At 70.9% G+C, this 23319-nt stretch carries 22 protein-coding genes; 7 read left to right on the top strand and 15 right to left on the bottom strand.

Annotated features, from left to right (window positions below; translation table 11 throughout):
- Window positions 1-7: 7 nt before the first annotated feature.
- From bcsQ to JJQ90_RS07895, 4 genes are all read right to left on the bottom strand, one after another.
- A complete protein-coding gene (bcsQ, locus tag JJQ90_RS07910) occupies window positions 8-808 on the bottom strand; it encodes a cellulose biosynthesis protein BcsQ (RefSeq protein ID WP_216874155.1) in 801 nt (266 codons plus the stop codon).
- A gap of 34 nt (window positions 809-842) precedes the next feature.
- Window positions 843-1910, bottom strand: a complete 1068-nt coding sequence (locus JJQ90_RS07905) for a hypothetical protein (RefSeq protein WP_216874152.1) — start codon at window positions 1908-1910, stop codon at window positions 843-845.
- A gap of 166 nt (window positions 1911-2076) precedes the next feature.
- Complete coding sequence (locus JJQ90_RS07900; RefSeq protein WP_216874150.1) at window positions 2077-3171, bottom strand: glycosyl hydrolase family 8; 1095 nt, start codon at window positions 3169-3171, stop codon at window positions 2077-2079.
- 278 nt (window positions 3172-3449) lie between these two features.
- Complete coding sequence (locus tag JJQ90_RS07895) at window positions 3450-5225, bottom strand: aminopeptidase P family protein (RefSeq protein ID WP_216874148.1); 1776 nt, start codon at window positions 5223-5225, stop codon at window positions 3450-3452.
- Window positions 5226-5410: 185 nt separating this feature from the next.
- Between JJQ90_RS07895 and JJQ90_RS07890 the strand changes: the two genes are divergently transcribed.
- On the top strand, window positions 5411-5836 hold the full coding sequence (locus JJQ90_RS07890) for a DUF1127 domain-containing protein (protein WP_216874146.1): 426 nt from the start codon (window positions 5411-5413) through the stop codon (window positions 5834-5836).
- Between the two features lie 100 nt (window positions 5837-5936).
- Here JJQ90_RS07890 and JJQ90_RS07885 read toward each other — a convergent pair whose 3' ends face one another.
- From JJQ90_RS07885 to JJQ90_RS07870, 4 genes are all read right to left on the bottom strand, one after another.
- Window positions 5937-6863, bottom strand: a complete 927-nt coding sequence (locus tag JJQ90_RS07885) for a 50S ribosomal protein L11 methyltransferase (RefSeq protein WP_216874144.1) — start codon at window positions 6861-6863, stop codon at window positions 5937-5939.
- A 285-nt stretch (window positions 6864-7148) separates the two neighbouring features.
- Window positions 7149-8168, bottom strand: coding sequence for an enoyl-CoA hydratase/isomerase family protein (locus JJQ90_RS07880; RefSeq protein ID WP_216874142.1), 1020 nt, complete (start codon window positions 8166-8168; stop codon window positions 7149-7151).
- Window positions 8169-8176: 8 nt separating this feature from the next.
- Window positions 8177-8818 (bottom strand): MlaC/ttg2D family ABC transporter substrate-binding protein, encoded by a 642-nt coding sequence (locus tag JJQ90_RS07875; protein ID WP_216874140.1) that lies wholly within the window; start codon window positions 8816-8818, stop codon window positions 8177-8179.
- A gap of 31 nt (window positions 8819-8849) precedes the next feature.
- Complete coding sequence (locus JJQ90_RS07870) at window positions 8850-9674, bottom strand: MlaA family lipoprotein (RefSeq protein ID WP_230410488.1); 825 nt, start codon at window positions 9672-9674, stop codon at window positions 8850-8852.
- A gap of 176 nt (window positions 9675-9850) precedes the next feature.
- On the opposite strand from JJQ90_RS07870, the gene metF reads away from it, so the two are divergent.
- Entirely contained in the window at window positions 9851-10783 is a 933-nt protein-coding gene (gene metF, locus JJQ90_RS07865; RefSeq protein WP_216874138.1) for a methylenetetrahydrofolate reductase [NAD(P)H], read from the top strand.
- A gap of 118 nt (window positions 10784-10901) precedes the next feature.
- Window positions 10902-11873, top strand: coding sequence for a Bug family tripartite tricarboxylate transporter substrate binding protein (locus JJQ90_RS07860; RefSeq protein ID WP_216874136.1), 972 nt, complete (start codon window positions 10902-10904; stop codon window positions 11871-11873).
- Between the two features lie 7 nt (window positions 11874-11880).
- On the opposite strand, the gene JJQ90_RS07855 is transcribed toward JJQ90_RS07860, so the two are convergent.
- Together JJQ90_RS07855 and JJQ90_RS07850 are read right to left on the bottom strand one after the other, a co-directional pair.
- Window positions 11881-12285, bottom strand: coding sequence for a hypothetical protein (locus tag JJQ90_RS07855; protein ID WP_216874134.1), 405 nt, complete (start codon window positions 12283-12285; stop codon window positions 11881-11883).
- Between the two features lie 67 nt (window positions 12286-12352).
- Complete coding sequence (locus JJQ90_RS07850) at window positions 12353-13246, bottom strand: hypothetical protein (RefSeq protein ID WP_230410487.1); 894 nt, start codon at window positions 13244-13246, stop codon at window positions 12353-12355.
- Between the two features lie 106 nt (window positions 13247-13352).
- Between JJQ90_RS07850 and JJQ90_RS07845 the strand changes: the two genes are divergently transcribed.
- Window positions 13353-13892, top strand: coding sequence for a pentapeptide repeat-containing protein (locus JJQ90_RS07845; protein ID WP_329959405.1), 540 nt, complete (start codon window positions 13353-13355; stop codon window positions 13890-13892).
- Window positions 13889-16135, top strand: coding sequence for an ATP-dependent helicase (locus JJQ90_RS07840; protein ID WP_216874128.1), 2247 nt, complete (start codon window positions 13889-13891; stop codon window positions 16133-16135). The genes JJQ90_RS07845 and JJQ90_RS07840 overlap by 4 nt, the downstream gene beginning before the upstream one ends.
- Before the next feature lie 279 nt (window positions 16136-16414).
- Here JJQ90_RS07840 and JJQ90_RS07835 read toward each other — a convergent pair whose 3' ends face one another.
- The 3 genes from JJQ90_RS07835 to JJQ90_RS07825 form a co-directional block, all read right to left on the bottom strand.
- Entirely contained in the window at window positions 16415-17215 is an 801-nt protein-coding gene (locus JJQ90_RS07835; protein WP_230410486.1) for a GntR family transcriptional regulator, read from the bottom strand.
- Between the two features lie 142 nt (window positions 17216-17357).
- Window positions 17358-17669 (bottom strand): hypothetical protein, encoded by a 312-nt coding sequence (locus tag JJQ90_RS07830; protein ID WP_216874126.1) that lies wholly within the window; start codon window positions 17667-17669, stop codon window positions 17358-17360.
- A 276-nt stretch (window positions 17670-17945) separates the two neighbouring features.
- The gene (locus JJQ90_RS07825) at window positions 17946-18650 is read right to left on the bottom strand and encodes an SIMPL domain-containing protein (RefSeq protein ID WP_216874125.1); all 705 of its coding nucleotides are present in this window, start codon (window positions 18648-18650) and stop codon (window positions 17946-17948) included.
- Window positions 18651-18790: 140 nt separating this feature from the next.
- On the opposite strand from JJQ90_RS07825, the gene JJQ90_RS07820 reads away from it, so the two are divergent.
- Together JJQ90_RS07820 and JJQ90_RS07815 are read left to right on the top strand one after the other, a co-directional pair.
- On the top strand, window positions 18791-20374 hold the full coding sequence (locus tag JJQ90_RS07820; protein ID WP_216874124.1) for an ABC transporter substrate-binding protein: 1584 nt from the start codon (window positions 18791-18793) through the stop codon (window positions 20372-20374).
- A gap of 95 nt (window positions 20375-20469) precedes the next feature.
- Window positions 20470-21885, top strand: coding sequence for an amidohydrolase family protein (locus JJQ90_RS07815; RefSeq protein ID WP_216874123.1), 1416 nt, complete (start codon window positions 20470-20472; stop codon window positions 21883-21885).
- A gap of 112 nt (window positions 21886-21997) precedes the next feature.
- Here the strand turns inward: JJQ90_RS07815 and ccmB are convergent, their stop codons facing one another.
- A complete protein-coding gene (gene ccmB / locus JJQ90_RS07810; protein ID WP_216874122.1) occupies window positions 21998-22657 on the bottom strand; it encodes a heme exporter protein CcmB in 660 nt (219 codons plus the stop codon).
- Window positions 22654-23244 (bottom strand): heme ABC exporter ATP-binding protein CcmA, encoded by a 591-nt coding sequence (gene ccmA, locus JJQ90_RS07805; protein ID WP_329959404.1) that lies wholly within the window; start codon window positions 23242-23244, stop codon window positions 22654-22656. Before ccmA ends, ccmB begins: the two co-directional genes overlap by 4 nt.
- Between the last annotated feature and the right edge of the window lie 75 nt (window positions 23245-23319).

Genomic DNA, 23319 nt, shown 5'->3' with positions numbered 1-23319 from the left:
GCGAAGCTCATCGGGCGCCCCAGCCCATGCCGAAGCCTTCCGGCGCGGCCGGCAGCGCGGCCTCGATGGCGCGGGCGATGCCGCGCAGATCCTCGGCCGCACGGCTGTCCGGCGCGATTTCCTGCACCAGCTTCTGCATGGCCAGGGCCTCCGCCATCGTCTCATCGCGGCTGACGGCGCCCAGCAGGCGCGGGCCGAGATGGCGCGCGACGGCATCCGCAGCGGCGCGGGACAGGCGGGAATTCAGGTCCACCTCGTTCAGCACCACCCGCAGGCGGCCGGCGAACAGCGCCGCCATGGTGCCCGAGCCGAGGAAGCGGCCGCTGTCGATATCCGGGATCAGCGCCGCGCTGATCGCTTCCGCCTGAAGCACGGCGATGACCATGGAGGCCATCGGCACCAGCACCGCCAGCGCATGCGACGGGCCGGGGGAGGTGTCGGCGATCACGGTGAGGCCGGGATCGGCCAGGATGGCGCGCATCGGCGCCGCCAGCAGTTCCGGGTCCCGTTCCAGCGCCGCGGCCAGGCCCAGCGCGCCGCGCAGTTCCATGGCGCCGTGCGGCAGCACCATCACGCCCGAACTGGTCTCGCGCACGCAACTGCGCCAGTCGGGGCGGCGCGGCAGTTCGGAGGTGAAGCCGCCCATGTCGGACAGCGGCACGCCGAAATGCAGGCGCAGCGTGTTCTGCGGGTCGAAATCGATGACCAGGGTGCGCCGGCCCTCGCGCTGCAGGGCATCAGCGAGATTGGCCGCCAGCGTGGTCTTACCGACGCCGCCCTTGGGAGATGCGAAACAGATCAGCGGCATGGTCGGGGGTAGCCTCCCGTCGGAGCGTGGAACATCAGGATTGGGGCGGTTCGGCCTGCGGCGCGTGGCGCAGGGCGAGGAAGGCATCGGCACTCTCCGCCGGATCCGCCGCCAGCAGGCGCAGCAGTTCCGGCAGGGGCAGGTCGATCTCGGCGGCCGTCAGGATGGCCGGCAAGGGAGACGGCTCGGGGGCCAGGGGTTCCGGCGCCGGCTCAGGCTCAGGCAAGGGTTCCGCCACGGCGGCGCCGCGCCGGGCCGTCAGGCCACCGGGCAGGTCCAGCGCCTCGATCAGGGGGAACATGGCACGCGGCGCGCCCTGGGGCTGCCCCGCACCGCCCGCGGGCGGTGCGGCGGAAAGCTGCGACAGGGTCGACATGCCGAGACGCGAGACGGGCGGCGCCACCATGGCATCGGCGGCCCGCAGCAGCCCCATATCGGCCACGCCATAGCTGCGACGGGTCGGCGCCTCGACAGGCAAGGGCGCGGGCGGCTGGGCCCGGGCGGCGGGCGGTTCCGCCACCGGGGTCCAGCCGGACGGGGCCGCCGGCTCCGGCGCAGCGGGCACGGGCGGCGGCGCAGCGACAGGCGGCGGTTCGGCAGCGGGCGGCGGCGCGACGGGCGCCGATGGCTGGGCCATGACGGGCGGCGCCATCACCGGGGCCGGGGCGGGCCAGGCGGGGGCGGCCGGAGCCGGATCGGACCAGGAAACGGCCGGCGGCGCCGGCGGCACGGGCGTCGGATCGGACCAGACCTGCGGGGGTTCTGACCACACCTGCTGCGCAGGCTCCGGCACGACCCGCGGCGCAGGCTCCGGCACGACCTGCGGGGCCGGCTCCGGCACGACCTGCGGGGCCGGCTCCGACCATGCCTGTGGCGCGGGTTCGGACCAGGGCGGCGGGGCCTCCACGGGCGCGGCCGGCGGCGGCCACGTCGCGGCGGGCGCAGGCTCCGGCCAGCTTCGCGTCTCGGCTGTGGTGTCCGGCGACGGCCAGGACTCGGCCGGGGGATGGCCCTGCTGTTGGCCCGCCTCGGCCGCCGCGGTCATGGCGGCGCCGAGCAGGCCATAGGCCTCTCCCTCCGGCGGCGGCGCAGGCGTGCGCACCGGCTCATTTCCGAAACTGCGGTAACGGATGGCTGGAGCCCGCAGTGCGGCAGCAACCCTAGCCACATCCGTATCTTGGCGCATGCGAGATCAACCCCCAATCGCGGTGCAACATGCCGTGGCCGCGACGGTTAGGGAATACCCAATCTCTACCGCATCGGCAGGCCTATATCGAAGATATCAAGGAGTCTCGCCAAGCGAGACGGGCGAGCAGCGCAAGAATAGCGGAATAATAGTCCTGCGACTCAGATATTGAGGAAAAAGTCGGAATCTGATCCTCGCTGCCATGTTTGGCGATGGCGAGTTGTGCCACCGCCCGGATCCCCGCCGACGCCGCATAGGGCGAGATCGCGTCTGAACCGAAATCAGTCCAGGCCGGCATCCGCGCATGCTGGGGGTCGGACCAGAAGCGTGCCGCACCGATCGCCGCCGGCTCCCGCCCCAGCCCCGCCCAGGCCAGGTACAGCGGCACACGGACCGCGTCATAGGAGAAGCGCGCCGGCCAGCCGGGCGCCGGGGCCGGCCGGCCGCCGCCGCGCGGCAGCGCCACCCAGTCCGCCGGCAGGCCCCAGCGGCCGAAGCGCGCCCGGCGCAGCAGCGACAGGCCATCCGAGGCAAGGCGCAGCCAGGTCGGGTCCGGCACCGCCTGGGCCAGCGCGCGCAGCGCCGGGAAGGCGTAGTAGGAAGGGTTGATGACCACATGGTCGCGCTGCTCGAAGCCGCTGGCGCCGGGCAACAGGACGGTTTCCTCCCCCACCTGGCGCACCAGCAGGCGCAGCACATCGCGTGCGATCGCGGTGCCCTGCGCGGTGTATTCCGGCGATCGCCAGCGCTTGCCGGCCCGCAGCAGCGCCCAGGCCACCATCAGGTCGCCATCGGTGGCGTTGTTCGGATCGTCCACCGCACCGCCGCCGCCCCGGGCATCCGGCCGGTAGCGCCAGGACAGCAAGGCGTCCTGCGGCCGGCCCAGGACCCGCAGCGTCCATCCCAGGATCCGGTCGAAGGTCTCCTGGTCCAGCGCCTGCTCGGCACAGACCAGCGCCCAGCCCTGGCCCTCGCTATGCGAGATGTTGTTGTTGAAGGTGTCCACCACCCGCCCATCCGGACGCAGGAAGCGGTTGCAGAAGGCCTGCCATTCGGCCGGCTCCAGCACCGGCACCCCCGGCGGGCCGGAGGCCGCCTGACGTGCGACGGCGGGGGCTGGCAGCGCGGGTGCGGCGGCCAGGGCGAACAGGGCGCGGCGGCGAATTGGATGGGACATGTGGTTCCAGGATCGCAGCAGCAGATGAAGAGGAAGTTGATTAAGAGCATCAACAACCTTTCGCTGCGTCAGTCCAGCAAAATGCCCGTGAAAGTTGCGCTTCTTCGCAATGGACCACCCGGAAACGCGCCGCGCGCCACAACGCGGACCGGCAGGCGGTTCCGGCCAGGAGATCACAAATAGTTGTCAACGGCGCGTCCGATCGCCGCCACAAAAGCGGCGCCGCGGTGATGCGAGCGTGACGACTCGGATCCTCAACCGCCGCGCCAGGCCGGGCGTCAGCCCAGCCTTTCGCAGGCGGTCGCCAGCCAGCCCGCCTCCCGCGCCGGCAGCAGCGGGCCCAGGCGGTGCAGAACCGCCGCATGATAGGCATCCACCTGCTTCCGCTCCGCCGCGCAGAGGCGCGCCACCTGGATCAGCCGACGGTCATAGGGTGCGAAGGTCAGGGTCTCGAACTGCAGGAAGGGCCTGGTCTGACCCGGCAGTTCCGGCGCCGGGGCGACCATGAGCAGGTTCTCGATCCGGATGCCGTAGGCGCCCGGCAGGTAGAAGCCGGGCTCATTGGACAGGATCATGCCGGGCTTCAACGGCACCGGCCGCGCCGCGCGGCTGATGCCGGCCGGCCCCTCATGCACCGAGAGGAAGCTGCCGACGCCATGGCCGGTGCCATGGTCGTAGTCCAGCCCCGCCTGCCACAGCGCGTGCCGCGCCAGCGCATCCAGATGCACCCCGGCCACACCTTCCGGAAAGCGCAGCGCCGACAGCGCCAGATGGCCCTGCAACACCATGGTGTAGCGTGCGGCCAGTTCCTCCGGCGGGTCGCCCGGCCCGGTCCAGAGGGTGCGGGTGACATCCGTGGTGCCGTCCCGGTACTGCGCGCCACTGTCGATCAGGTAGCACTCATCCGGGCGGATCGGCCGGTCGCTCTCCGCCGTGGCGCGGTAGTGGATGATCGCGCCGTGCTCCCCGGCGCCGCTGATCGCGGGGAAGCTCTCCGCCACGAAGTCCGGCGCCTCCGCCCGCAGCGCCAGCAGCCTGGCGGCGGCGGAGAGTTCGGTTTGCCCGCCCGCCGGCGCGGCCTCGGCGAACCAGGCGAGGAAGCGGCACAGGGCGACGGCATCGCGCCGATGCGCGGCCCGCGCGCCCGCCTGCTCCACCGGGTTCTTGCAGGCGCGCGGCAGGCGGCAGGGATCCTCCCCGGCGACCGGTTCCGCCCCCGCCGCGCGCAGGCGCTGGGCAAACCAGGCCGGCGTCACCTCCGCATCCAGCCGCACCCGCCGGCCCGCCAGGCCGTCCAGCGCCGAGTCCAGCGCCGCGGGCGGGTGCAGCGCCACGGCGTTGCCGAGATGCCGCCGCAGCGCCGCATCAGCCCGCGCGGGGTCGAGGAACAGATCGACCCGCGCATCGGCATGCAGCAGCGCCACCGCGAGGGCCAGCGGCGTATGGGTCAGGTCGCGGCCGCGGATGTTCAGCAGCCAGGCGACGGAATGCGGATCGGCCAGCACCGCCGCATCCTGCCCGGCCTCCCGCAGCAACGCCGCCGCCGCGGCGCGTTTCTCCGCCGAATCCACGCCCGCGCAGTCCGGCGGATGCACCGAGGCGGGGGCCGCCGGCGGGGCGGGGCGGTCGAACCAGACCGCATCCACCGCATTGGCCGCCATCGGCACCAGCACGGCGCCCGATTCCGCCAGCCGGTCGAGCGCCGCCTGTGGATGCAGCCAGGGATCGTAGCCGATGCGCGCGCCCGGCGCCTCCGCCTTCAGGAAGGCGGCGGGCGGCTGTTCCAGCAGATGGCGACGCTCCCAGCCCGGGGCTTCGGCCGCGGCCTGGGTGGTGTAGCGGCCATCGACGAACAGCACCGCCCGGTCCCGCAGCACCAGCGCCATGCCGGCACTGCCGGTGAAGCCGGTGAGCCAGGCGAGGCGCTCGGCCGAGGGGGGCACATATTCGCCGAGGAAGGCATCGGCACGCGGCACCAGAAGGCCATCCAGGCCCTGACGGACCAGTTCGGCGCGCAGGGCCACCAGGGCGGCGCCGGAGGCGGAATGTTGCATGTTGCGTTACCGAAGCCCTAACGACGAAACATATGTCCACAGTGTTTCATGCGTAAGACGCATGGCTTGGCTGTGGCTTGAACGCATCACCTGTGACCTTCCCGCCCCTATGTTGCACCTGCGAAGCGCGGCGACCCCAGGCCAAGGACGGCCCCAGGCCACCGCGCAGCTCAACAGAGGTCATCATGAACTCCCGCCACAGCCAGGAACAGGGCACCCTGTTCACCATCGCCAACCACGACCGCACCGCGCTGGAGATCGAGGCGCTGCGCCATGCCGCGATCCACGCCCGCGACAAGGCGATCGCCGATGGCATCCTGCGTCTTTTCAGCACGCTCGGCCGCGGCCTCAGCTTCCTCGGCAGCACCCTGCGGAGCTGGCCGACCCGCCGCCGCACCTATGAGAACCTGCGCAGCCTGACCGACCGCGAACTGGCGGATATCGGCCTGACCCGCGGCGAAATCGCCCGCGTCTTCGAGCCCGACTTCCGCCTGCCGGCCAAGCCGGAAACCGCGTTGCCGGCAACCGCGTTCCGCCTGCCAGCGGCCGTCGCCGCCAATGCCAACCAGGCCCCCGCCGCGAACGGCCAGCAGCCCGCCGCCGCGGCCTGAACGGCCCCAGTTACCCGCCCGCGCCGCCCCCGCGGCGGCGCGGTTCGCGGAAGCGCGAGGCCGGTCCCCTGACGGGGGCCGGCCTCAGCGCATGTCCGGGTCAGCGCCGCCGCAACACCAGCGTCGCCCAGGCACCCTGCGGCAGCCGCCGCTCCAGCACCATCCCGCGCCGACGATGCGCCGCCAGCACCATGCGCACCTGCGTCCCGAGCAGGCCAGCCAGGATCGCCGTGCCCCCCGGCGCCAGACCCACCGACAGATCCTTCGCCATCGAGCACAGCGGCCGCGCCAGGATATTCGCGAAAACCAGGTCATAAGGCCGCCCGGCCCGCACATGCCGGTCGCGCCAACCATCCGCCAGCCGCGCCCGCACCAGCCGCCCCACCCCGTTCATCCGGGCATTCTCCTCCGCCACCCGGACACTCCACGGCTCGATATCCGTGGCCAGCACCGGCCGCCGCAGCCGCTTCGCCGCCGCCATGGCCAGAATCCCCGACCCCGTGCCGAGATCCAGCAGCCGCCGCAACCGCCTGGCCCGCCCGCCACGCGCCACCGCCGCGAAAGCCACCAGGCAACCCCTGGTCGAACCATGCTCGCCCGAGCCGAAGGCAATCCCGGCATCGAGCTTCAACACCTCCCGCCCATAAATCCGGCGCTCGGGCAGATGCGTCGGCCGCACCAGATAGGCCCCGCCAATCTCCTGCTCGCCAAACGCCGCCACGGTCCGGGCCAACCACCCCTCCGCCTCCACCGGCGCCGCCTGCAGGACCGGCTCAAACCCACCCGACACCAGGGACGCCAAAGCCAGCGCACCCGCCAGCTCCTCCTCCCCCTGCCCACAAGGCCGCACCCCCTCAACCCGCCAGGTGTCCGTCACCTCATCCCGGAAAATCGCGACCGAAGGACACACCCGCTGCAACGCCGCCTCAAACGCCGGCACCACCTCCTCCGGCAACCCCTCCATCCACAAGGTCTCCAACGGATCCGCCCGCCGCGCCTGACGCTGGGCATACACATCACGCGACATCGAACCGGAGACCTTTTCAGCGGGAGACAGTGGGTGAAGGTGGGCGCGGGTTGGTCTTGCAGGGGGCGCTGCCCCCTGCACCCCCGCCAAAGGGACAGTGGTCCCTTTGGAAACCCATTTAAGGGGTAGGCGAGAGGAGGGGCAACGAGGGCGCGATGGGCCAGGCGGACGTTCGGCGCCCCTCCTCTCGCCTACCCCTAAGTCGAGGGTTCGAAGGGGCCACTGCCCCTTCGCGGGAGGGTGCAGGGAGGGCAGCGCCCTCCCTGCAAATCACCGGCGCCCCCCTCACCCACCATCCCGGCCGAAAAAGCCTACGAGGTCGGTCGGGGGTGGTGACCAGTGGGGGGTGTTGTCCTTGTCGACCAGGACGGCGCGGACGCCTTCGGCGAAGTCGGGATGTTGGGTGACGGGGCCGGTCAGGGCCAGTTCGGTGGCGAGGCAGGCGGCGAGGTCCTGGGTGGCGCCGCGGCGCAGCAGTTCCAGGGTCACGGCCAGGCTGGTGGGCGACATTCTGGCCAGGATGGCGGCCTGGGCGCGCGACCAGTCGGTGTTCTCGGTGGCGAGGGCGGCCTGGATGGCGGGAAGGGTGGTGGGGCCGAAGCAGCGGTCGATGGCGGGGCGCTGGGCGGCGATGGGGCCGGGCGGCACGGTTTCGGCGAAGCGGTCGATGGCGCTGGCGTCGCCGTCCAGCAGGGCGGTGCGCAGCGCGGGAAGGCGGTCGCGGGGGACGAAATGGGTGGCGAGGCCGGCTTCCACGGCCTCCGCGCCGCGCAGCCGGGCGCCGGTCAGGGCCAGCCAGCGGCCCATGGCGCCAGGGGTGGCGCTGGGCAGGCGCGGCAGGGCGTAGGAGGTGCCGACATCGGGGAACAGCGCGATGGCGGTTTCCGGCATGGCGAGCAGGGCCTGTTCGGTGACCACGCGATGGCTGCCATGGATGGAGACGCCGATGCCGCCGCCCATGCAGACGCCGTCGATCAGGCTGATCCAGGGTTTTTCGAATGCCGCGATGGCGGCGTTCACCGCGTATTCGCCGGCGAAGAAGGCGTGGACACCGGCGGCATCGCCGGCCAGGGCCAGTTCACGGATGCGGCGGACGTCGCCGCCGGCGCAGAAGGCCTTGCCGCCCGCGCCCTCGAGGATGACGAGGCGCACCGCCGGGTCGTCCCGCAGCCCGGCGATCGCGGCATCCAGCGCCGCGATCATGCCGAGGTCGAGCGCGTTCAGCGCGCGGGGGCGGTTCAGCAGAAGGGTGCCGGCCGCCCCCTCCTGCCGGAGGAGAACGGTCGGCTCGGCGGTGTCGGTCATCGGGTCGGTCAGGTGCCTTCGCGGGCGGCGAGCTGGGTGATCTGCTGGCGCATGGCGCCGAGCAGCGCCTGCACGTTGTTGCCGTTGCGGGTGATGACGCTGCTGTATTCGCTGCGGGTGGTCAGGCGCAGGCTGGTGCCTTCGGCGATCACGTCGACGACCCTGGGCTGGCCACCGACTTCCGCCACCCGCCAGTCCAGCCCGAAGGCCGGGCTGCCGGCGCGTTCGACGATGGTGCTGACCAGCACGTCTTCCTCCGTCCGCGACTGGCTGCGGCCGAGGGAGAAGGTGAGGCCCTGATATTCCCCGAAGCGGGAGGAGAGGTTGCGGATCAGCACTTCCTCGAACAGTCGCAGATATTCCTGCTGCTGCTGGGCATTGGCGGTGCGCCACCAGCGGCCGAGGATGAAGCGGCCCACGCCCTGCACGTCCACCGCCTGGCGCAGGATGGCGCCGACGCGGTCGCGCCGCTGCGGCACGGGGCCGTCGGCGTTGATGGCGGCGACCAGTTCCTGGCCGGTGGTGCGGATGAAGTTCGCGGCGCGCTGCGGTTCCATCTGCTGCGCGCGGGCGCCGCCGGCCGGGCTGAGCAGGCCGAGCGAGCCGCCGAGCGTGCCGAGGATCAGGGTGCGGCGGGCGGTAACGGTCATGGGCGGGTTGTCCTTTGCGGGTCGCGGCGCCTCAGCGCCGAAGCCCCTGGATGCCGGAGCCGATGCCGAGGTCGGAGGTCGCTGCGGCGCCGGTGGGCTCGTTGCGGATTTCCACCACCCGACGCTGCCGGTAGGCGCTGCGAATGGTGGCATAGGGATCGAGGGAGGTAGCGCGCACCTGGTCGATCGGTTCAATCAGGCCTTCGCGGGTATCCAGGGCGGTGGCGCCGGTACGGGTGATGGTGATGGCGTCCACCGTCTCCCCGCCCACATAGGTCAGCGGGTTCATCGCCACGTCGCCGGCGAAGCCCGCCACGTCGCGAGGGCTGGAGGGGCCGAGCACGGGAATGAACAGATAGGGGCCTTCCGGCGCGCCCCAGACCGCCAGGGTCTGGCCGAAATCCTCGGTATGGCCGAGCAGGCCGAAATCCGTGGCGCGGTCGAAGATGCCGCCGATGCCGACGGTGGTGTTCACCAGGAAGCGGCCCGTGGTGGTGGCGGCGCGCTGGGTTTCGCCCTGAAGCAGGTCGTTCACCAGGATCACGGGCGTGCGCAGGTTCGCCAGCACGTTGCGGATGGCGGTACGCACTTCCGGCGGCAGGAAGACGCGATAGATTTCCGCGGCCGGGCGCAGCACCAGGGTGTCGATACCGTCATGCACGAAGTAGGCGGCGCGGTTCATCGGCTCCAGCGGGTCGTTGTTGGCGCGGAATTCCGCGACCGCCTCGGTATCCGTGGGATCCGGCCGCGTGGCGCAGGCGCCGAGGCCGACCAGCAGGGCCAGGCCGAGGACGGAGCGCAGGCGCGCGGCGCGCGACAGGCCGGGGGCAGCTTGGGTGGCACGGGTAGCGATCAAGTTGCGACCTCCGGTGACGGACGACCGGGCAAACCCCGGGCTTCGCGTCCCGGGCCTTCCTGGGACGCGCGCACACCCTTATATGCGTTGGAAGGCATCAGCGGAACGGTGGTGCCGCCGAAGTTACGAACCGAGACGTCCGGTGTTGCCCGCCGGCCCGTGAGAGAACCCGCACCATGGACATGGCCCTGCCTGGCACCTTGCAGCGTTGGTTGACCGGCCCGCGCGTCGCCGGCCTTCCGGTGCCCACCGAGATGCCGCCGCCGAAACTGTCCTTCGAGTTCTTCCCGCCGAAGAACGAGGCGCTGGAGACCGCGCTCTGGGCCGCGATACGGCGGCTGGAACCGCTGGGGCCGCGCTTCGTCTCCGTCACCTATGGTGCCGGCGGCACCACCCGCAGCCGGACGCATGACACGGTGGCGCGGCTGGCCAAGGAAACCTCCCTCACCCCCGCCGCGCACCTGACCTGCGTCGGCGCCACCAGGGAGGAGGTGGATGAGGTGGCGCGGGACTACCTGGCCGCCGGGGTACGCAACATCGTGGCGCTGCGCGGCGACCCGCCGGCGGGCGCCAGCGAATACACCCCGCATCCGGGCGGCTACGCCCAGGCGGAGGACCTGGTGCGCGGGCTGCGCCGAATCGGCGATTTCGACATCTCGGTGGGCGCCTATCCGGAGACTCATCCCGCGGCGGCCTCCGCCAGTGCCGATCTGGACTTCCTGAAGCGGAAGATCGATGCCGGGGCGACCCGGGCGATCACCCAGTATTTCTTCGACACCGATGTCTACCTCCGCTTCATCGATCGTTGCGCCGCGGCCGGCATCACCGTGCCGATCGTGCCGGGCATCCTGCCCGTGTCGCATTTCGGGCAGATGAAGAAGTTCTCCGCCATGTGCGGCGCCTCCGTCCCGGCCTGGATGGGCAGGCTGTTCGAGGGGCTGGAGGAGGATGTGGAGACCCGCCGCATGGTCGCCGCCGTGGTGGCGGCAGAACAGGTGCGGCTGCTTCAGGCCAATGGGGTGGACGAATTCCACTTCTACACGCTGAACCGCGCCGACCTGACCTATGCCATCGCCCATCTGCTGGGGGCGAGGCCGAAGGCGGGCTGAGGCCCGCCGGAAACGCCAAGGCGGGCGAAGCCCGCCGGGCACGAACGACCTTCCCCTCCCCCCGGCGCTGGGTCCAGCATGGCGCACCGGCATCAGACCGGATGTGGAGGTGAAGCCCATGACGACCACCCGTCGCGCGACCCTTCTGGCCGCGCCCGCCCTTGTCCTCGGCAGCCGCCTGGCGCGCGCCCAGGCCTGGCCTTCCCGCCCCGTGCGGATCGTGGTGCCCTATACGCCGGGGGGCGTTTCCGACATCACCGCGCGGCTGATCGCGGAGCCCATGGCCGCGGCCATGGGTGTTGCGGTGCCTGTGGAAAACCGCGCCGGCGCCGATGGCGTCATCGGGACGGAGGTCGTGGCGCGCGCGCCCGCCGATGGCCATACGCTGGCCCTGGTGTCCGTCGGCCATCCCGTGAACGCCGCCTTCTACCGACTGCCCTATGACACGATGCGGGACTTCACCTTCATCAGCCTGACCACGAAGACCCCGCTGGTGCTCTGCGCCGCGCGCAGCTTCGGGCCCTCCACCCCGTCGGAGTTGGTGGCGCATGCCAAGGCCAGTCCGGCCGGCCATGTGACCTTCGCCGGCACGGGGGGCGTGGTCCGGCTGGCGCCGGTGCTCTTCGCCCAGCAGACGGGCATCGAGATGACCTATGTGCCCTATCGTGGTTCGACCCAGGCGCATCCCGACCTGATCGCCGGGCGCGTCGACATCATGTTCGACACCGTTCCCGCCGCGCTGCCGCATATCCAGGCCGGCACGTTGAAGGCCTTGGCCACCACCGGCGCCACCCGCGCGCCGCAATTGCCGGATGTGCCGACACTGGGCGAAAGCGTGGCGGGGTTCGAGGCCTCCACCTGGGGCATGGTGATGGGTCCGGCCAACCTGCCGGTGCCCGTGCTGGACCGGCTGCACCGGGAGATCACCGCCGCCGTGCTGCGCCCCGATGTGGTGGCGCGCCACCGGCAACTCGGGGCGGAGGTCGTCACTTCGAACCCCGATGAGACCCGCGGCTTCGTCCAGGCCGAGATGGAGAAATGGGGCGCCGCCGCCCGCGCCGCGGGGGTCCGGCCGCAGAACGCGGGATAGCCCGCCGCTACCAGCGGATCACCTTCTCCGCCAGAAACAGGGTGCCGAACAGCGTGCCGGCGAAGATCAGCAGGTGGTTCCGCACCGCGTCCTTGCGGAACACCATGGCGGGCGGCGGCGGCGGGGTGGCGGAAGCGGCCAGCGCCGCCAGGCCGCGCGGTTCCTCAGGCGCGGACTCCGCCCTGGCCTGCGCCTCGGCCGGCGTCAGGCAGGGGCCGAGATAGGTGAAGCGGCGCGCCGCCTCGGCTGCCGTGACCGCGCTGCCGTCCCAGACCATCCAGTTGCGCAATGCGCCATTCCAGCCGATCGGCAGGGGCGTGGCCGCCGCCCCATCCTCGATCCGCGCCACCCAGTGCCAGGGGCGGGAGGGGTCGGCGGGCTCGCCAGGGCGATGCGGGTCGGGCCAGGCCATGCCAGTCTTCCTTGTTGCGCTTCCTGTCCCATAACAGGGCGTGGATCAGGCGGCGGCAAGGGGTGCCTCAATCCAACAGGCGCAGGCGCAGCCGGTCATAGACAGGGCGCAGCAGCACCGGGGACAGGAACAGCGGGAACTGGCACAGCGCGAAGAACATAAGGATGCGCGCATCGGTCGCCGCCGGCAGCACCGCCAGATACAGCGCCATGTTGCGATTGCCCGACAGCAGGCCGCCGGACAGCGCCACCCGCGCCCCGGCGACCTTCAGGAAGACCAGCGCGGTGGCGATGTTCAGCCCGAAATTGCCGGCGAAGGCCAGCGCGATGCCACCCAGAACCCAGAGCGGCTCGGCCAGCAGCATGGCCTGCACGCCATCCATCACGCCGAAGCCGTAGAACACCACCAGCAGCACCACCGCCCCATCCACGCCACGGCCATAGCGCGCCAGCCGCGCCGGCCCCGCCAGCCGGCGGATCACCAGGGAGACCAGCAGCGGCAGCCCCACCACCAGGGACAGCCGCGCCATCAGCCCGGTCAGGGAGATCGCCAGGTCGATCCCCAGCAGGCCGAGCGCCAAGGGCGGCGCGGTGAAGGGCACCAGCAGCGTGGAGATCACCGCGACGACCAGTGAAATCTCCCCATCCAGCCCCACCATCCGGGCGAAGGCCGGGGAGGATGTGGCGGCGCAGCCCGTCGCCATGATGACCACCGCGGCACTGAGCGGCCCCTCGAACCCCAGGATGCGGACGATGGCGAAGACCAGCAGCGGACAGGCCAGCAACACCCAGCCCAGCAGCGCCGCCACCAGCAGCGGCCGGCGCAGATAACCAAGCACCTGGCCGAAATCGACCCGCAACAACACCAATGTCATCAGGCAGGCGACGACCGGCGTCACCACATCCCGTGTCGCGGCGGCCAAGGGCGGCAGCAACACGCCGATGAAGACACCAAATCCCAACAGCGCCCCGCCTTTGCGGGCTGACCATTCGAGAAAACGGAGCAAGGGAACCCAGATGCCAGGGGAGAGAAGGAAGCGGACGTCAGAGGTTGGAGTTGTTCGACCTGTGTTCTATATCGCGAGGGTGCGCCCCCGTCATCACACCCGGTTTGCCATCCTGTTTTTCACCCTTCTGGCGCTGTCCGCCGGGCTCGGCGCCGCGCCGGCCCAGGCCGCCTGCACCGACCCGCCCGGCGCGGGGGTGGATTGGCGGCGCTGCAGCCTGGACGGGCGGGACCTCAGCAATGCCAACCTCGCCGGCATGCAGCTGCGCGACGCCTCGCTCCAGCGGGTCCAGCTTGTCGGCGCCAATCTGGCCGGGGTCGAGGGGTCCTATGTGCGCTTCGTCTCCTCCGACCTCAACGGCGCCGACTTCACCGGCGCGACACTGCGGGAGGCGGATTTCACCCGGGCCACGCTGCGCGGCGCCAAGCTGATCCGCGCCGATCTGCGCCGGGCCCGGCTGTACCGCGCCGATCTGACGCAGGCGGACCTGACCGGCGCCATGCTGGGCGGCACCGATTTCACCGGGGTGATCCTGGACGGCGCCACCTGGACCGATGGCACGCGGATCTGCGCCGCCGGCTCCGTGGGCTCCTGTCAATGAGCTCCCCTGGGAGCCAGCCGACGACCCAGCCCGACTACCTGGCGCGGCTCAACCCGGAACAGCGCCTGGCGGTGGAAACGCTGGACGGGCCGCTGCTGGTGCTGGCCGGCGCCGGCACCGGCAAGACCAGCGTGCTGACCACCCGCTTCGCCCATCTGCTGATGACCGGCCGCGCCCGCCCCTGGCAGGTGCTGGCCGTGACCTTCACCAACAAGGCGGCGCGGGAGATGCGCGAACGCGTCGCCACCATCCTCGGCCAGCCGGCGGATGGCCTCTGGCTCGGCACCTTCCACGCGCTGTGCGCCCGCATGCTGCGGCGGCATGCGGAGATCGTCGGGCTGAAGTCCAACTTCACCATCCTCGACACCGACGACCAGATGCGGCTGCTGAAGCAGATCATGGAAGCCGCCGGCGGCATCGACAGCAAGCGCTGGCCAGCCCAGGGGCTGATGGCCGTGATCCAGCGCTGGAAGGACCGCGGCCTGACCCCGGCGCGGATCACGCCGGCCGAGGATTCGGACTACGCCAACAACCGCGCCCGATCCCTGTATGAGGCCTATCAGCGCCGGCTGATCGAGCTGAACGCCGCGGATTTCGGCGACCTGCTGCTGCACGTCACCGAAATCCTGCGCACCCGCGCCGATATCCTGGCCGAGTACCACCGCAGTTTCCGCTACATCCTGGTGGACGAATACCAGGACACCAACCTGGTCCAGTACCTCTGGCTGCGCCTGCTCGCCCAGAACGAGGACCCGAATCAGAGAAACATCTGCTGCGTCGGCGACGACGACCAGTCGATCTATTCCTGGCGCGGCGCCGAGATCGAAAATATTCTTCGATTTGAGAAGGACTTTCCTGGCGCCCGAATCGTCCGGCTGGAATCCAACTACCGCTCCACCAAGCCCATCCTCGCCGCCGCCGCCGGGCTGATCGCCCGCAATGCCGGGCGCCTCGGCAAGACGCTGCGCCCCGGCCGCAAGGATGCGGAAGGGGAGAATGTCCGCGTCGTCTCGCTCTGGGACAGCGTGGAAGAGGCCCGCATGGTGGGCGAGCGGATCGAGCAGGCGCAGCGCAAGGGCCACCCGCTCTCCGAATTCGCCATCCTCGTCCGCGCCAACGCCCAGACCCGCAGTTTTGAGGAACGCCTCATCACCCTCGGCCTGCCCTACCGTGTGGTCGGCGGGCTGAAATTCTACGAGCGCGCGGAAATCCGCGACGCCATGGCCTATCTCCGAATCCTGCACCAACCGGCCGACGACCTGGCGTTTGAGCGCATCGTCAACACGCCGAAGCGCGGCCTCGGCGACAGCGGCATGCGCACGTTGCACCAGGCCGCCCGCGCCGAGAACATTCCCCTGGCCCTCGCCGCCGAACGCATCGCCGAGACCGACACCCTCAAGCCGAAACCCCGCGCCGCACTCCGCGAACTCATGCGCGGCTTCGTCCGCTGGCGGCAGGTGAATGAGAAGGAGGGCCACGTCGTCGCCGCCGAGACCATGCTGGACGAATCCGGCTACAGAGAAATGTGGAAACTCGACCGCAGCCCCGAAGCCCCCGGCCGCCTGGAAAACCTCAGGGAACTGGAGCGCGCCCTCGGCGACTACCAGACCCTCGCCGGCTTCCTCGACCACGTCGCCCTGGTCATGGAAACCGACGAGAACGCCGAAGCCGAACGCGTCCAGCTCATGACGCTCCACGCCGCCAAGGGCCTGGAATTCGACACCGTCTTCCTGCCCGGCTGGGAAGAAGGACTCTTCCCCTCCCAACGCTCGCTCGACGAAGGCGGCGACAAGGCGCTCGAGGAAGAACGACGCCTGGCCTATGTCGGCATCACCCGCGCCCGGCGCACCGCCATCATCAGCCACGCCGCCAACCGCCAGATCTACGGCAACTGGACCTCCTCCATCCCCTCCCGCTTCCTCGACGAACTGCCGGAAGACGCCATCACCCGCGAAGGCCAATCCACCAGCCGCGCGAACCGCATGGCCGACACCCCCAGCGTCTTCCTCGGCAGCCAAGGCCTGCTCGCCCGCCGCCCCCGCCTGACCGAAGTGAACCCCTGGGACCAACGCGAACGCCCCGCCCGCGACACCGCCCTCACCAAAGGCGAACGCGTCTTCCACCAGAAATTCGGCTACGGCACCATCACCGACATCGACGAAGACCGCCTGGACATCACCTTCGACCACAGCGGCCCCAAACGCGTCCTCGACCGGTTCGTGTCGAAGGCAAGCGAGGTTTAGGCCCGGGGGTAGGTCGCGCTGGTGATTGCAGGGGGCGCTGCCCCCATCGGACGCATGCGTCCGATCCCCGCCAAAGGGACAGTGGTCCCTTTGGGATCCCGTTAAGGGGCAGGATGGAGGAGGGGCAAGGCGCGACCGCCTGGCCCGACGCTTCCGCCATGCCCCTCCTCCATCCTGCCCCTCATCCCTGGGTTCGAAGGGGCCACTGCCCCTTCGCGGGAGGGTGCAGGGAGGGCGGAGCCCTCCTTGCAAACAACCAGCGCCGACCTTCCCCCGGCCTTACCGCAGCTTGACGTCGATGCGCACCATGTCGCCGCGGTAGGTGCCGTTGGCGATGAGGAGGAGGGTGCCGTCGGGGTCGATGGCCAGGCGGTGGACGTGGGCGATGGGGGCGTTCAGGGGGATGTGGAGTTGGGCGGCCGCTTCGACGTCGGCGGCGCCGATGGTCAGGGTTTGGCGGGCTTGTGCGATACGCACGCCGGGGATGCTGGCGACCAGGCGGAGCGCGGTTTTGGTGGTCAGGTCTTCGGTGGTGATTTGGGGGGAGAGGCGTTCGTCCAGCCAGACGTCGGCGAGGAGGAAGGGTTGGTTGTCGCGCCAGTGGCGGCGGCGGAGGTGGCGGTAGAGGGGTGCGGGCAGGCCTTCGCTGGCGGGCAGGGATTGCGGGTCTTGTCCCGGGGTGTCGGAGAGGATTTCGATATGGGCGCCTTCGCGGGAGCGGAGCAGGCCGTTCCAGTCGGTTTCGACGTCGCACCACAGGCGTTGCGGGGGTGTGGTGCTGACGAAGGTGCCTTTGGCGCGGAAGCGTTCGATCAGGCCTTCACCGGCGAGCTGGTCGAGCGCCTGGCGGATGGTGGCGCGGGCGACGCCGTATTCGGCGGCAAGGTCGTCCACGGTGGGGATCTGGGTGCCGGGCAGCCAGATGCCTTGTTCGACGCGGCGGCGGAACAGGGTGGCGAGTTGCAGGTAGCGGGCGACCGCGCTGCGGTTGAGGTCGGGGGCCGCGGGCCGCGGACCTGTGGGCAGGCTGGGGCGTGCTGCTGCTGGCATCGGGCTGGCCGGGCTGCGGCTTTGGGTCATGCGGGATCCGGTCGGGCGCCGGGCTGGGCGCAATCCTCGCAGGTTACCGCAGCCTCATGCCGGAGGGAAATGCCGTGACGCGGAGGGGTGGCTGACGCATTGGCGGAGCCGTCAGCGGTGGGGCTGACGGCTTCGGCAATGTTCAGGACCCGGCGCGCATGACTTTCGGGATTTCCTCGCGGAACCGGAAGCGCAGGGCGGACCAGGTGTCGTCCAGGGCGACCTGGGTGACGGGCAGCAGGCCTTCGGTGGTCAGCGGGTCCCAGCCGTGGTCGCGGTCGAGGTCGGAGCGGACCGGGCCGGTTTTCTTCGGATAGGCGAGCCAGAGGCGGGCGCCGATGCCGTAGAGGTTGAGGGCGCGGGGCGCGATGGCGCGGAGTGCCACCTTGTCCGCCGCGAAGGCGAGGATGAGGTCCGCCGCCGCGGTTGCTCCGTTTGGAAGGCCGAAGGTCATCCCCGGGGGGTTGCCAAGAACTGCACAAGCCATGCCAGGGCGGTAGCCCAGCTTGCGTGCGACCTCCCCGATTACGACACCCATTTGAATAGTTTCCGTCATGGAGTTGCCACCATCCCGTGGGTCTAGCGCATAAGCAGCCGCTGTGCAGCCACGCAATCGGCAGGGCCGCAATGCGTTTTTGGGCGGGCGGCGCGCCAGTTTCGCATACCGTCTTGGTCTGGGGCGCAAAAAAACGCCGCCGGAGCGGGGGCACGCCGCAAGATCATGAAGGTTTCAGCGCGCGCGCAGCACCGCCACCGCCTCCACCGTCGCGGTCACCACCGTATCCTCGGCGACGGCGACGGGCGGGGCGGCGGAGGACAGGCTGCTGCCGCGGGCGGCCATGGCCATCATCGGGCGCGGCGCGCGATCCGGCACGTCGATTCGCACCTCCCGCAGCCCGACCAGATGCAGGCCGAGCTGGGTGGCGATGGCCCCGGCGCGGCGTTGCAGCGATTCGAGGGCGAGGCGGGAGGCTTCCTCCCGCGCCGTGCGGGCGGCCTCCCGCGTCAGGGTCCAGTCGAGCGAGGCCAGGGCCAGGCCCTGGCCCTGCAGCGCGCCGACCAGTTCCAGCAAGGCGGGGGCGGCGGCGCCGCGCAGGGTCAGGGTCTGGCTGGCCTGCCAGGCGCGGGCTTCCTCCACCCGCGCGGTCCAGTAGCCGCCGGTCGAGACCTGCACGCCGTTGCTGCCCTGGGCACGGGCAACGGCGGCGGCGATGGCGCGGTTCACCGCATCCTGGGCGGCGGCGGCGGTGCCGGCGCGGGATTCGGCACGCAGCACGGCCACCACTTCATTGGGCGCGCGGGTGACTTCGGCGGTCTCGGCGATGTGCAGCGTGGTCTCGGACAGGCCGGCGGGCTGGGCCAAGGCGGTTTGGGCCAAGGCGGGGGGCGCCAGCAGCAGTGTGGAGATGGCCAAGGCGCGGATCGGATGCAGCATACGGATTACCCCTCGGTGATCCTGCGAAGATGGTGATTTTTCGTGGCGGGACAGCGGCATGGCGCCGGAATGCGATTGACGCCTGCGCGATGCGGAAGGAGGCTGACCGCCGCGACCCCCCTCCCCGGAGAGCCCCCGCCATGCGCCCGCTTGCCCTTGCCGCCCTGCTCGCCGGCGGCCTCGCCATGGCTGCAATGGGGGCCGCGCCGGCGGCCGCGAAGTCCTTCACCTGGGCCTATAATGCGGATGTGCTGACGCTGGATCCGCATTCCTCCAACAACACCTTCACCAATACCTTCCTCGGCAATGTCTATGAGGCGCTGGTGCGGCACAATGACCGCATCGAGATCGAGCCGGCGCTCGCCGAAAGCTGGGAACGCACCAGCCCCACGGTCTGGCGCTTCAACCTCCGCCGCGGGGTGGTCTTCCATAATGGGGAGAGCTTCGACGCGGACGACGTGCTGTTCACCTGGGCGCGGGTGAACGGGCCGGGGTCCCTGGCGCGTGGGCTGCTGGGCGCGATCAAGGAGGTCCGGAAGCTCGACAGCCACACGATCGAGATCGAGACGCACCGCCCCTTCCCGATCCTGCTCGCCTCCATCACCCAGTTCTTCATGATGGATGAGGGCTGGTCGCGGGCGAACAATGCGGAGAATGCGGCCAACCTGTCCTCGCAGCAGGAATCGGGCGCGACCCGCACCGCCAATGGCACCGGCCCCTTCCGCATCACGGAGCGCCGGCCGGATGAACGCACGGTGCTGGAACCCCATGCACGCTGGTGGGATACGCCCGTGCACAACCTAACTCGAGTAAACTTCCAGCCGATCCGCAGCGCCGCGACGCGCACGGCGAGCCTGCTGTCGGGCGCCATCGACGCGAATGTGGAGGTGCCGCTTCAGGACATCCCGCGCCTGCTGCAGGACCAGCGGGTGCAGATGGTCGAGGGGCCGGAGCTGCGGACCATCTATCTCGGCTTCGACTATGAGCGCGACGAGCTGCTCTATTCCGACGTGCGCGGCCAGAACCCCTTCCGGGATCGCCGGGTGCGGGAGGCGATCTACCGCGCCATCGACGTGAACGCCCTGCGCCGAACGGTGATGCGCGAGAAGGCCTGGATCGCCGGCATGATGGTCAGCCCCTTCCTGACCGGCGCGCCGGCCGATCTGAACGAGCGCCTGCCCTATGATCCAGAGGCGTCGAGGCGCCTGCTGGCGGAGGCAGGATTCCCGAACGGCTTCTCTGTGGGCATCGTCTGCCCGAACGACCGCTATGTGAATGACGAGCGCACCTGCCAGGCGGTGGCCGCCATGCTGTCCCGGGTCGGCATCCGGCTGCAATTGCAGTCGGAGCCCACCAATATCTGGTCCCGCCGCACCGCGACGCGCGACTTCTCCATGTACATGCTGGGCCATGCCGGGCTGCCGCTGGCCGATGCCTATTCCACGCTGAACGAGGTGCTGCGCACCAACAGCCGCACCACCGGCGGGCTGAACTACGGCCGCTGGTCCAATGCGGAATTCGACGCGCTGGTGGCCCAGGCCGCGGAAGCCCCGGACGAGACCAGCCGCCGCGCCCTGATCCGCCAGGCGCTGCAGATCGAGCGGTCCGAGATCGCCCATATCCCACTGTTCCAGCAGCCCATCGCCTGGGCGTCCCGGCGGGGGATCGACCTGCGCCAGGCGCCGGACAACCGGCTGCGGCTGTGGCTGGTGAAGGTGGATTGAGACTGCCGCTTGCGTTTTTTCTCGACGCGCGAAGTCCCCCTCACCCGGGTGAGGGGGCCGTGCCGATTTGAGTACCCCCCATTCAAGGGACTTCCATGACCGATCTTCTCATCCGCGGCGGCGTCGTCATCACCATGGACACCCAGCGCCGCGTGCTGCCGGATGGCGCCGTCGCCATCAAGGATGGCCGCATCCAGGCCGTCGGCCCGACCGAGGCGGTGGAACTGGCGCATCCCCATGCGAAGCAGGTGATCGAGGCGCGCGGCCGCGCCGTGCTGCCCGGGCTGATCGACGGCCATGCCCATGCGGGCCATGGCCTGGTGAAGACGCTCGGCAACAATGACAGCGCCGCCTGGATGGAGGCCTGCCGTGTCATCTACACCCTCGCCTCCCCGCCCAGCTTCTGGCGGGCGGAGGCGAAGCTCGCGGCCTATGAACGGCTGCGCTTCGGCGTCACCACCGGCGTCTCCCTGCTCGGCGGCGGCGACAGCATCGGCCGGGTGGACGACCGCGCCTTCACCGATGCCCATGCCGAGGCGACGGAGGAGGTGGGCATCCGCAGCCTGCTGGTGCTCGGCCCGACCCGCCCGCCCTTCCCCCGCCCCTATGTCGGCCCCGATGGGGTCGAACGGCCGGTGAGCTTCGAGCAGCAGCTCGATGTCATCACCGCCGGGGTGGAGCGCTGGCACAACAAGGGCCGCGTGAAGGTGGCCACCCTGATGCCGGTCTACCGGGAGGCGAAGCACGACCCGGCGAAGGTGAAGGAGATCGAGCGCCAGGGTCATCTGGTCCGCGAAGCCGGGCGGTCGCGCGGCGCGCCCTTCCACCAGGATGGCCATCGCCAGGGCAGCATCGAGCTGGCGGACCGCATGTTCGGCCTGCTCGGCCCCGATGCCTGGCTCAGCCACTGCACCGAGCTGACGGATGCGGATATCGACACGCTGGTGCGGACGGGGACGAGCGTGGTGCACAACCCCTCGGCCATCGCCGCCGTCCGCGGCTATTGCCCGGCGCCGAAGATGATGGAGGCCGGGGTGACCGTGATGATCGGCTCCGACGCCACCGCGCCGGACCGCTCAGGCGACATGTTCCGCCACATGTTCCAATGCATCCGCTACCACCAGCGCCATTTCCGCGACGAGACCATGATCCCGCCCGGCAAGGCGCTGGAGATGGTGACGATCGACGCGGCGCGCGGCCTCGGCCTGGGCGATGAGATCGGCAGCCTGGAGGAGGGCAAGAAGGCGGATGTCATCACCGTCGACCTCTCCGCCCCGCATATGGTGCCGGCGAACATGCCGGTGGCGCGGGTGGTCTACTTCGCCAATGGGCAGGATGTGCTGGATGTGGTGGTGGACGGCCAGGTGCTGATGCGCGACCGCGTCTGCCCGCATCTGGACGGCACGGAGATCGCGACGGCGGCGTGGCGGGAGACGGATGCAATGCTCGACCGCGCCAATCTGCGCCATATGGCGGTGGAGGAGCCGGGCTGGGGCCGCACCCGGCGGTAGAAGCTGCCTCAGGCGCCGGCGCGTCGGGGCAGTGCCCCGACCCGGCCGCTTGGCTGCGCGCCACTGGGCGCGGCGGCCGCTCGGACCGGTCAAGTGACCGGCCCGCCGGTAATTACTCCCCCCGCAACGCGGCTCCGGCGGCGAGCGGGGCCAGGGGCGCGGCCAGGGCCAGCAGGGCGGCCAGCAGCAGAAGATAGGGTCGCGCCGGGATGCCGCCGGCCGCCGCCTCGATGGCGGCGGCGCCGAAGATCACCGCGGGGATAGACAGCGGCAGCACCAGCAGCGGCAGCAGCACCCCGCCGCGCCGCGCGCCCAGCGTCAGCGCCGCCCCCGCCGTGCCGAACAGCGACAGCACGCCGGTGGCCAGACCCAGCGCCAGCATCGCCACCCCCCAGGCTTCCACCGGCAGGTTGAGCATGGCCGCCGCCACGGGCGTCGCCACCAGCAGTGGCAGGCCGGTGACCAGCCAATGGCCGAGCGCCTTGGCCGCGGCCAGCAGCGCCGGCGGCAGGCCGGAGACCAACAACTGGTCGAGCGAGCCATCCTCCGCCTCCGCCCCGAACAGCCGGTCCAGCGGCAGCAGCGCCGCCAACAGCCCGGCCGCCAGCAGCGCGCCGGGGGCGATGCGGGCGAGGATTTCAGGGGAAGGCCCGATGCCGAAGGGGAACAGGGCGCAGACCAGCACGAAGAACATCACCGCCGCCAGGCTGTCCGCCGGATGCCGCAGCGCCAGCCGCAATTCGCGGCCGAGCACCGCGTTGAAGCCCCTCACAGCACCAGCTCCCGCGCGCCCGGCAGGGGCAGCGGCAGGTGGGTCGCGGCCAGCACCGCGCCGCCCGCCGCCCGGTGTGCCGCCAGCAGCGCGCCGAGCCGTTCGACGGAGGCCGCATCCAGCCCCACCGTCGGCTCATCCAGCAGCCAGAGCGGCACCGGCGCCAGGGCCAGCCGCGCCAAAGCCAGCCGCCGTTTCTGGCCGGAGGACAGCATCCGCGCCGGCAATTCCGCCAGTTCCGAAAGCCCGACACTCGCCAGCGCCGCCGCCACTTCCCCACCCCAGAGCCGGGCATAGAAGGAAAGATTCTCAGCGGCCGTCAGCGAGGGCTTCAGCGCATCCTGGTGGCTGAGGTAGCGCAGCCGCGCCGCATGGGCGACGCGATCGGCCAGCGCATCCTGCCCCTGCCATAAAAGAAGGCCCTCGGCCGGCGGGATCAACCCGGCCAGCAGCCGCAACAGGCTGGACTTGCCGGCGCCATTGGCGCCCAGCAGCAGCAGCGCCCCGCCGGGCTCAAGCGTGAAGGACAGGCCGGCGAAAATCGCCCGGTCGCCACGCCAGCAGGCCAGATCCCGCGCTTCCAGCACCCCTCCCCCTTCCCCGTACCCAGGCCGACGGCCCGGCGCACGAAAACAACTCCTGCACAGGTTTGCAGGGTCCAA

The sequence above is a fragment of the Falsiroseomonas oleicola genome, assembly GCF_019029495.1.
In the GTDB taxonomy this organism is placed as follows: domain Bacteria; phylum Pseudomonadota; class Alphaproteobacteria; order Acetobacterales; family Acetobacteraceae; genus Falsiroseomonas; species Falsiroseomonas oleicola.
The sequence above is the reverse complement of the archived record's forward strand: the minus strand, read 5'-3'. Positions and strand labels throughout refer to the sequence as shown.